Below are 10,221 nucleotides of genomic sequence, written 5' to 3'. Positions count from 1 at the left end.
TCGCCGGCGCCGAACACCAGCACCAGCGCCGCCACGCCCGCCGCCGCCACCAGCGGCAGCCCGACCACGGCCGACAGGCAGCCGCGCCCGCTGCGCGGGAACTCGCGATGACTCACCGAACCCGAACCCCTGCCGACACCGATACCCCCGAACCCGATCTTGCGTGCTCCCATGATCGGGCTCGGACCGCCGGTCGCGGCCCACCCCGGCGTCACACGCCAGGGTGGTCTTCGCTCACGGCAGTGGCGGCAGCTCCGGCGCGAGGGCCGCCGGCCGCGCCGCCAGCGCCTCCAGCGCCAGCCGCACCGCCGTGTCGAGCTGCGGGTCGCGCCCGGCCACGCGGTCCTGCGGCGTGATCACCACCTCGACGTCCGGGTCGACGCCGTGGTTCTCCACGTCCCACCCCGGCCCGGCGAACCAGGTCGCGTACCGGGGCTGCGTCACCAGCGTCCCGTCGACCAGGCTGTACCGCATGTCGATGCCGATCACCCCGCCCCACGTGCGGGTGCCGACGACCGGCCCGATGCCCATCTCCTTGATCGCCACGTTCACGATGTCGCCGTCGGACCCGGCGAACTCGTCCGCGATCGCCACCACGGGCCCGCGCGGCGCGTCCGCGGGGTAGCTGTCGGCCGTCGTGTACCCGCGGGCCACCGACCAGCCGATCACCTTGCGCCCCAGCTTCTCCACGACCAGCTCGGACGTGTGGCCGCCGCCGTTCTCGCGCACGTCGAGCACGACCGCCTCGCGGGCCAGCTCGACCCGGAGGTCCCGGTGCAGCTGAGCCCAGCCCGCGCCCATCATGTCCGGCACGTGCAGGTAGCCGACCCGGCCCTCCGACAGCTCGTGCACGCGCGCCCGCCGGTCGGCCACCCACGCGTGGTAGCGCAGCGGCTCCTCGTCGTCCAGCGGCACGACCACGACGCGTCGGGGCTCACCACCGCCGCCGGGCCGCACGGTCAGCTCCACCGGCTTGTCGGCCGTGCCGACGAGGAGCGGCGCGGGACCGGTCACCGGGTCGACCTGCCGGCCGTCCACGGCGACGATCGCGTCACCCGGCCGCACGGCCACGCCCGGCGCGGCCAGCGGCGACCGCGCCGCCGGGTCCGACGTCTCGCCGGGGATGATCCGCACGATCCGCCACGCGCCCGACTCGTCCCGTTCGAGGTCCGCGCCGAGCAGGCCCACGGCACGCCCGCGCGCCCCGCCACCGGACGGGATGACGTAGGCGTGGGACGTGCCCAGCTCGCCCTGCACCTCCCACAGCAGGTCCACCAGGTCGCTGTAGCTGCCGAGCCGGTCCACGAGCGGCCGGTAGCGCTCCAGCACGCCCGCCCAGTCGACGCCGCCCATGTCGGTGCGCCAGAAGTGGTCCCGCATCAGCCGGCCCGCCTCGGCGTACGCCTGCCGCCACTCGGCCGCCCGGTCCACGACCACCCGCACCCGCGACAGGTCGACCTCCACGCAGTCACTGTCGTCGGAGTCGACCTTGCGGTCCGTCGGCACGACGCGCAGGTCGTCGCCGTCCTGCACCACCATCCGCTGGCCGTCGCCGGTCACGTCGAACGAGTCGACGCCGTCCACGAGCGTCTCGGTGCGGGACTTGGCCAGGTCGAACCGCTCCAGCACCGCGCGCGGCGGCCGGGACGACGGCCCGGCGAGGTTGTCGCCCAGCACCCCGCGCAACGGCGACCGCAGCCACAGCAGCCCGCCCTTGGCGGCGGTGAGGCCCGAGTAGCGGGCGGCGGCGACGGGCACCGTCACCACCCGGTCCGCCAGCCCGTCCAGGTCGACGACCGTGATCGGGTTCTCGTCGTCCTTGTGGTCCTTGTCCTTGTCGGACGAGTCGTCGCCGACCGGCCGGCCCAGGCGCAGCGGGTCGAACGGCGACGGCGTCGTCGCGGCCAGCGGCACCAGGAACGGCCGGCAGCCCGTCGGAAACGACAGGTCGAACACGTGCGCGTCGTACACCGGGTCGAAGCTGCGGACCGACAGGAACGCCAGGTAGCGGCCGTCCTCGGTGAACGTCGGCGAGAAGTCGGAGAAGCGCAGCGGCGTCACGTCCACCACGGACAGGTCGGTGGTGTTGGTCATCCGGATGTGCTGGAGCGGGCGCGGGCCGGGGTGCGACCAGGCGAGCCAGTTCGAGTCCGGCGAGAACGCCAGGTCGCTGACGTGGGGGTTCGCGCCCTTCAGGACTTCGCGGACCTCGCCCGACTCGACGTCGACCAGCAGCAGCCGCCCGTCGTGGGTGGCGACGGCGAGGCGGCGGCCGTCCGGCGAGACGGCCAGTTCCAGCACCCGGCCGAGCTTGCCCACGGCGACGCGGCGCGGTTCGTTGCCCGGCTCCACGCCGCCGACCGGCGAGAACTCCAGGCCCTCCTCGCCGTCCGCGTCGGTCACCCACACCACGCTGTCGCCGACGACCCGCGGCAGGCGCGCGCGGACGCCGGGCTGCTCGGCGAGGGCGCGCAACGGGCCGTCCCGGTGGGTCACCCAGTGCACCGTGCCGCGCACCTCGACCACACTGGCGCGGCCCGTCCGGTCGGGGTGGAAGTCGTCCGGCCGGGACGGCACGGCACGCGGCCGGCGGGCCGTGCGGGGGCCGCCCAGGGCGATCTCCAGCCGGCGCGGCTCGGCGTCCACGAGGTCGTCGAGCAACCACAGCTCGCCGGCCTGCTGCCAGACGACCCGCCGGCCGTCGCTCGACGCGACGCGCGCGTAGAACTCCTGCACGGAGTGCCGGCGCAGGTCCGACCCGTCCGGCGCCACCGAGTAGAGGCTGCCCACGCCGTCGTGGTCGGACAGGAACGCGATCCGGTCGCCGATCCACATCGGCGACGTCAGCGACGACGTCAGCTCGGGCAGGATGCGGGCGAACTCTCCGTCACCCGTCGCGTCGACCCACAGCTTGCCCGCCGCGCCGCCGCGGTAGCGCTTCCACCAGGCCGGGTCGCGGCCGTAGACGGAGGTGACGACGACCTGGCCGTCCGGGCCGAACGACACGTCGTCCACCCAGCCGAACGGCAGCCGGCGGGGCGGTCCGCCGTCGACCGGCACGGCGTGCGCCCACTGCCGGTTCGCGGTGGCCTGGCCGGCGGCGGTGACCGCGACGACGTCGCCGTCGGCCGTCCAGCCGCGCACGGAGGTCGCGTAGTCGCCCCAGTACGTCAGGCGGGTCGCCTCGCCGCCGTCGACCGGCGCGAGGTGCACCTCGGGCGCGCCGTCACGGCGGCTGGTCCACGCGAGCCGCGTGCCGGTGGGGTCGAAGCGGGGGAAGGACACCGGCACCTGGTCGGCGGTCACCCGCCAGGCGCGGCCGCCGTCGAGGGGGGCGAGCCACACGTCGTCCTCGGCCACGAAGGTCACCAGGTCGCCGTGCAGGTGCGGGAAGCGGAGGTAGGCCTCGGTCACCCGCCCGACGTTAGCGCCCCGTTCACCCGCGCTCGCCCCACCCCGGGAAGGTCGCTGCGGCATCGAGACCAAAGATCACCGATCGGGCCGCCGCGCGCCGGGCGCCGTGGGCGGTGACGTGCCAGTGGACGGTCAGGCGGGCCAGTGGACGGTCAGGCGGGCCAGTGCGCGCGCCAGTCGGCGGCGGTCATCGCGGTGACGCCGGCGGCGCGGGCGGCCCGTTCCGCGGCACGCACCTTCGCCTCGAACGCGCGCGCCACGGCCCGCAGCTCGGTCTCCGGGTCCTCGCCGGCGAGCTTCGCCAGGGCGGCCACGGCGAACAGGGTCGTGCCGGTGTCGTCGCCCTCGGGCAGGAGGTCCACCGGGAACCCGGCGCGCGCCACCCGCTGGGCCAGCTTCCCGGCCAGCGCCACCGCGGGCTGGCCGGTGGCGACGCCGTCCACGCTGGACTCGCGCCGCTTCTCGACCTGCTTCAGCTCCTCCCAGCGGTGCTGCTGGGACGTCGCGTCGTGCACCGCCGGGTCGTCGCCCTCGAACACGTGCGGGTGGCGGCCGACCAGCTTCGCGACCAGGTCGCCCGCGACCTCGTCGATGCCGAACGGGTCCTCGGCGTCCTCGGCGGCGATCCGCGCGTGGAACAGGACCTGGAGCAGGACGTCGCCCAGCTCCTCCCGCAACGCCGCCCGGTCGCCGTCCTCGATGGCCTCCAGCAGCTCGTAGGTCTCCTCCACGAGGTACTGGCGCAACGACTTGTGGTCCTGCTCGGCGTCCCACGGGCAGCCGCCGGGCGAGCGCAGCCGGTCCATGACGGCGGCGGCGTCGAGCAGCGGCACGGCGGGGGTGCGGATCACCGGGGAGCCCGCCGAGACCAGCGCGCGGGCGGCGGGCTCGTCCGGGTTCGTGGTGAGCAGCACGACCGACGGGCCGGGCGCGAAGGCGGACACCGGCTCCGCCGACCACAGGGCCGGGTCGACGCCCTCCCCCGCGTACACCGCCGCCGCGCCCCGCAGAGCGGGAAGCGCGGCGGCGGGCAGGACGGGGGTGGCGCCGACCAGGACCACGGTCACTGCGACGGTTCCCGGACGGTCGCCTGGTAGCCGGTCAGCTCGCCCTCGCTCGGCGCGAGGCCGATGGCGGTGCTGTCCCACACGCCGTAGCGCGGGTTGATCTGGATCTCCGGGTCGCCGGCGAGGGTCTGCAGGAGCCGCAGCCCGATCTGCTCCAGCACCTGGGGCGTCAGCTGCTGGGTGGACGACTCGCCGGGCGACCGCGCGTCGGTCCGGCGGTCGGTCACGTGCGCGACGATCCACTGGGCGCTGCCGGGTTCCGGCGCGAACGCCACGACCGTGCCCGGCTCGACGCCGAACAGCGGGAACTGGGCGGCCTGCGGCGACTCGGCCGACCGGACCCGCTGGGCCTTCTGCGCCATCGACTGGCCCTCGGCGCTCTGCGGCGCGGCGGCGATGAACTCGGCCATCTTCGCCGGGTTCGCGGCCACCTGCTTGGCCTTGTCGACGGCCTCGGAGCTGTCCTTGGTGAAGAAGTAGTCGAACGTGACTTCCATCCGGTCCGCGTACTTGCGCGCCAGCTCGACCAGCAGCAGCTGGTCCCTGGCCCGCTCGCGGAACGTCGTCGCGTCGTACGGGGTCCGCTGCGAGGCGAGTTCCGCGCCGCCGGCCCGTTCGATCGACTCGGACACGGCCTCCTCGGACACGGTCACGCCCTCGCGCCGCGCGGCCTCCTCGATCAGCTCGTGCCGCACGCCCAGGGTCACCACCAGGCGGGCGACCTGGTCGAGCTTGCGCTGTTCGTGCAGCTCCTGGACGTCGGGCTCCTTCTTGAGCACCACGTCCACCCGCTGCTGCACCTGCTCCAACGGCAGCACGGTGTCGCCGACGATCGCGGCGGAGCCGACGTGGCCGGGGCCGGTACCGCAGCCCGCCACCAGCAGTGCCGCCGAGGTCAGGGCGACCGCCGCGCCGATCAGGGTGAAGCGCCTCTGCACAGTCCTCACGACCAGTACCTTCTCACGACCTCGTGACGCCGCTCACGGGAGTCCCCGCCAAGGACTCCAGGAAACCGGCGCACCAATCGAGCAGGTCCTGGTCCCGCAACTGGGGTGCGCCCATCCGGCCGCCCGCCGCGCCCTCCGTCGGCCGCGGCACGTTCACCATCCGGGTGTTGGGCTTGTAGACCGCCTTGGGGAACAGCCGGCGCAGCCGCACGAGCTGGCTGTCCTTCAGCTCCAGCGGCGCGAACCGGATCGTCGCGCCCTGCGTGGCGACCTCGGTGACGCCGTGCGCCCGGCACGTCTGCCGGAACCTCGCCACGGCGAGCAGCCGCTCGACGGGCAGCGGCGGCGTGCCGTAGCGGTCCTTCAGCTCGTCCCGCACGGACTCCAGCGCCTCGGCGTCGCCCGCGGCGGCGATCTTGCGGTACGCCTCCAGCCGCAGCCGCTCGCCCGGCACGTAGTCGTGCGGGATGTGCGCGTCCACGGGCAGGTCGACGCGGACCTCGGCCAGGTCCTCCTCGACCTCGCCGTCCGCGCCCGCGTGCTTGCGGAACGCCTCGACGGCCTCGCCGACCAGCCGCACGTACAGGTCGAAGCCGACGCCCGCGATGTGCCCGGACTGCTCGGCGCCGAGGATGTTGCCCGCGCCGCGGATCTCCAGGTCCTTCATGGCCACCGCCATGCCCGCGCCCAGCTCGGTGTTCTGCGCGATCGTGGCGAGCCGGTCGTGCGCGGTCTCGGTGAGCGGCGCCTCGGGCGGGTACAGGAAGTAGGCGTAGCCGCGTTCGCGACCGCGGCCGACGCGTCCGCGCAGCTGGTGCAGCTGGGCCAGGCCGAGCAGGTCGCCGCGCTCCACGATGAGCGTGTTGGCGTTGGAGATGTCCAGGCCGGTCTCGACGATCGTGGTGCACACGAGCACGTCGTACTCGTTCTCCCAGAACCCCTGGATGATCTTCTCCAGCTTGTCCTCGTTCATCTGGCCGTGCGCGGTGATCACGCGCGCCTCGGGGACCAGCTCGCGGATGTGCCGGGCGGCCTTCTCGATCGAGGACACCCGGTTGTGCACGTAGAACACCTGGCCGTCGCGCAGCAGCTCGCGGCGGATGGCCGCGCCGACCTGCTTGTCGTCGTACGCGCCGACGTAGGTCAGGATCGGGTGCCGCTCCTCGGGCGGGGTGAGGATGGTGGACATCTCGCGGATGCCCGCGAGCGACATCTCCAGCGTGCGCGGGATCGGGGTCGCGGACATCGTGAGCACGTCCACGTGCGTGCGGAGCGCCTTGATGTGCTCCTTGTGCTCGACGCCGAACCGCTGCTCCTCGTCCACGATCACGAGGCCGAGGTCCTTGTAGCGCAGGCTCTTCTGGAGCAGGCGGTGCGTGCCGATGACGATGTCCACGTCGCCCTCGGCGAGGCCGGTGATCGTCTGCTCGGCCTCCAGCGGGTCGGTGAACCGGGACAGGCCCTTGATGTTCACCGGGAACGCCCGCATCCGCTCGGTGAACGTGTTGAGGTGCTGCTGCGCGAGCAGCGTCGTCGGCACCAGCACCACGACCTGCTTGCCGTCCTGCACCGCCTTGAACGCCGCCCGCACGGCGATCTCGGTCTTGCCGTAGCCGACGTCGCCGCAGATCACCCGGTCCATCGGGACCGTGCGCTCCATGTCGGCCTTGACCTCGTCGATGGCCGCCATCTGGTCGAGCGTCTCGGTGAACGGGAACGCGTCCTCCAGCTCGCGCTGCCACGGCGTGTCCGGCGCGAACGCGTGACCGGGAGCGGCCTGGCGCGCGGCGTACAGCTGCACCAGCTCGGCGGCGATCTGCTTGACCGCCTTCTTCGCCTTGGCCTTGGTGTTCTTCCAGTCGCTGCCGCCCAGCTTGTTCAGCGTGGGCAGCTCGCCGCCGACGTACCGGGACACCTCGTCCAGCTGGTCGGTCGGCACGAACAGCCGGTCGCCGGGCTGGCCCCGCTTGCTGGAGCCGTACTCCAGCACCAGGTACTCGCGGGTCGCGCCCGCGACCGTGCGCTGGACCATCTCGACGTACTTGCCGATGCCGTGCTGCTCGTGCACGACGTAGTCGCCGGGCTTCAGGGCGAGCGGGTCCACCGCGTTGCGGCGGCGGCTGGGCATGCGGCGCATGTCCTTGGTGCTGGTGCCGTGCCTGCCGCCGGTGAGGTCGGTCTCGGTGAGCACGACCAGCGCCAGCTCGGGCAGCGAGAAGCCGTCCTCCAGCGCGCCCCGCACGACGGTGACCGCGCCCTGGCGCGGCGCGCTGTCGAGGGTGTCGCGGAGGACGACGTTCACGTCGGCTTCGCGCAGCTGCTCGGTCGCCCGCTGGGCCGTGCCCGCGCCGGGGACGACGAGCACCGCCGTGCCGCCGGAGACGGTGTGGGCGCGCAGGTCGGCGAACGCCCGGTCGATGTCGCCCTGGTAGGCCTCGACCTGCTTCAGCTCGAGCCGGACGACGTCCTCGCCCTCCGTGGTGAGCTGGCTAAGCGTCCACCAGGGCCGGCCCTGGGCCCGCGCGGACTGCGCCACGTCGGCGAGGCTGTGGTAGGCGCTGGAGTCCAGGTCGATGGGGCTCTGCCCGCCGCCCGCCGCGGCCATCCACGACGCCTCCAGGAACTCCTGGCCGGTGCGCACGAGGTCCGCGGCGCGCGCCCGGATCTTCTCCGGGTCGTTGAGGACGACGTGCGTGCCCTCGGGGACGACGTCGGTGAGCAGCTGCAGCTCGCCCTCGCACAGGGCCGGGATCAGGGCTTCCATGCCCTCCGACGGGATGCCCTCGGCGATCTTGCTCAGCAGCTCGTGCAGGTGCGCGTCGGCGGCGTGCCGCTCGGCCAGCGCGGCGGCCTTGGCCCTCACGTCGGCCGTCAGCAGCAGCTCGCGGCACGGCGGCGCGGTGAACCCGTCGACCTGCTGCGGCAGCGAGCGCTGGTCGGCGACGGCGAACGGGCGGATCTCGCTGACCTCGTCGCCCCAGAACTCGACCCGCAGCGGGTGCTCGGCGGTCGGCGGGAAGATGTCGAGGATGCCGCCGCGAACGGCGAACTCGCCGCGCTTCTCGACCATGTCGACGCGGGTGTAGGCGATCTCGGTCAGGTTGACCAGCAGCGCCTCGAAGTCGTGCTCGCCGCCCACGGCCAGGTGCACGGGCGCGAGGTCGCCGAGGCCGGGCGCCATCGGCTGGATCAGGCTGCGGACCGTGGTGATGACGACCTTGAGCGGGTGGTCGCCGGGGTGGGCGAGGCGGCGCAGCACCTGCAGGCGCGCGCCGACCGTGTCGGCCCTCGGCGACAGGCGCTCGTGCGGCAGCGTCTCCCAGGACGGGAACAGCGCGACCTGCTCCGGGCCGATCAGGTCGCAGAGGACGGCCTTCAGGTCGTCGGCCTCGCGGCCGGTGGCCGTCACGGCCAGCACGGGGGTGTGGTTCGCCAGGGCCGCCGCCACCAGCGGCCGGGCGGCGGGCGGCCCTTCGAGTTCGAGGTCGGGCACGCCGACCGAGTCGGTGAGGGCGCGCAGCGCCTTGTCGGGCAGGACAGCGGTCAGCAGGCCGGACAGCGGGCCGGGCTGGGGCATTGCGGTGGCTCCCCGGGACTGGAAACGCGGACAGACCCCTGCCCGGGACCGAACGTCCACCGGAGGGGTTCTCGGCTGCCAGCCTACGGGCCTGCCGCGCGGGGTGCGCCGTGATTTCGGTTGACCGGGCGGTGACCCTGGGTACGTGGAGCAGAGGGAGATCAGGGCCGACTACGACGATCGGCACGTCACCGTGTACCAGGCGTACTCGCCGGCCATCGCCGTCCCGGCACTGGCCGCGGGCCGGTTCGTGCCGCCGTTCAAGCGCGGCCGGATGACGTGGGTGAAGCCGTCGTTCCTGTGGATGATGTACCGCTCGGGGTGGGGGACGAAGCCCGACCAGGAGCGCGTCCTGGCCGTGCGAATCACCCGATCGGGGTTCGACTGGGCGGTGCGGGCGGCCGTGCCGAGCGACGAGGGCGTCGGCCGCAAACCGGACGTCCGCGTGCAGTGGGACCCGGAGCGGGACGTGCGGCTGAACGCGCTGCCGCACCGGTCGTTGCAGCTCGGGCTGGCCGGCGAGGCGTCACGCCGGTACGTGGACGAGTGGGTCGTGGGGCTGACCGACGTGACGCCCCTGGCCCACCGGGTGCACGCGCTGGTGCGCGCCGGTGACGTGGACGGCGCGCGTGCCCTGCTGCCGGTGGAACGCCCGTACCCGATGCCGGTCAACGAGGGCTGAGCACGGCTTTCAGCTCCGCCGGGCGGACCGCCGTCGGCACCAGGGCGCCGAGCCGGTCCGCCAGGCGGGTGTCGCGGAGCAGGACGCCCTCCCGCAGGCCGTCCGCCACCGCCGCGTGGTCGCGCTCGCGGGCCGCGTAGACGGCCTCCAGCTCGCCGTCGAGCAGGCGCTGGTAGTCCTCGCGCCAGTGCCAGCCGATGTCGGCGCCGAGCCGGGTGTTGGCCGCGTAGGCCGAGCCGCCGTTGGCGATCTTGCGCGCGTAGTGCCGGTAGCCGCGGTCGGGCACGTGCAGGATCTCCAGCGGCGCGAGCGGCGACTCGGCGCCGACCAGGGGGCCGGTCGCCGTGTGGTTGCCCTGCGCCACCTCGACGTCCGGGTCGGCCCGGTGGCACACCTTCGGGCCGATCCGCGTGCCGCGGGCGGACAGCGAGGCGGTGTCCCTGATGACGAGGCGGTCCACCCACGGCGCGGCCGGGTCGACCGCCGGGTCGGGAATCAGGTTGTCGCGGCGCGCCCGCACCACGCCCGCCCCGC

6 protein-coding genes are annotated in these 10,221 nt (G+C 74.0%); 1 reads left to right on the top strand and 5 read right to left on the bottom strand.

Annotation, left to right across the window (positions count from 1 at the left end; all coding sequences use genetic code 11):
• Positions 1-234 precede the first annotated feature (234 nt).
• The 4 genes from ACFQ3T_RS30485 to mfd all read right to left on the bottom strand — a co-directional run bounded on the left by ACFQ3T_RS30485 (position 235) and on the right by mfd (position 9,005).
• Positions 235-3,414, bottom strand: a complete 3,180-nt coding sequence (locus ACFQ3T_RS30485; protein ID WP_380728523.1) for a S41 family peptidase — start codon at positions 3,412-3,414, stop codon at positions 235-237.
• 152 nt (positions 3,415-3,566) lie between these two features.
• Positions 3,567-4,481 (bottom strand): MazG family protein, encoded by a 915-nt coding sequence (locus ACFQ3T_RS30480; RefSeq protein ID WP_380728521.1) that lies wholly within the window; start codon positions 4,479-4,481, stop codon positions 3,567-3,569.
• Positions 4,478-5,428, bottom strand: coding sequence for a SurA N-terminal domain-containing protein (locus ACFQ3T_RS30475; protein WP_380728519.1), 951 nt, complete (start codon positions 5,426-5,428; stop codon positions 4,478-4,480). The genes ACFQ3T_RS30480 and ACFQ3T_RS30475 overlap by 4 nt, the downstream gene beginning before the upstream one ends.
• Before the next feature lie 13 nt (positions 5,429-5,441).
• Positions 5,442-9,005: a transcription-repair coupling factor gene (gene mfd / locus ACFQ3T_RS30470; protein ID WP_380728517.1), complete on the bottom strand. Its 3,564-nt coding sequence runs from the start codon at positions 9,003-9,005 to the stop codon at positions 5,442-5,444.
• Positions 9,006-9,150: 145 nt separating this feature from the next.
• Between mfd and ACFQ3T_RS30465 the strand changes: the two genes are divergently transcribed.
• Positions 9,151-9,687, top strand: a complete 537-nt coding sequence (locus ACFQ3T_RS30465) for a DUF4291 domain-containing protein (RefSeq protein WP_380728515.1) — start codon at positions 9,151-9,153, stop codon at positions 9,685-9,687.
• Here ACFQ3T_RS30465 and ACFQ3T_RS30460 read toward each other — a convergent pair.
• Positions 9,674-10,221: hypothetical protein (locus ACFQ3T_RS30460; RefSeq protein WP_380728513.1), on the bottom strand; the 548-nt coding region annotated here is incomplete at its 5' end. The genes ACFQ3T_RS30465 and ACFQ3T_RS30460 overlap by 14 nt on opposite strands.

This window comes from Saccharothrix hoggarensis (genome assembly GCF_042678885.1).
Lineage (GTDB): Bacteria > Actinomycetota > Actinomycetes > Mycobacteriales > Pseudonocardiaceae > Actinosynnema > Actinosynnema hoggarensis.
Note: the sequence above shows the minus strand (reverse complement) of the source record. Positions and strands in the feature narration are given on the sequence as shown.

Bases quoted from the DNA above. Each gene is read 5' to 3' on its own strand.
- mfd (WP_380728517.1), bottom strand. From the start codon at position 9,005: ATGCCCCAGCCCGGCCCGCTGTCCGGCCTGCTGACCGCTGTCCTGCCC.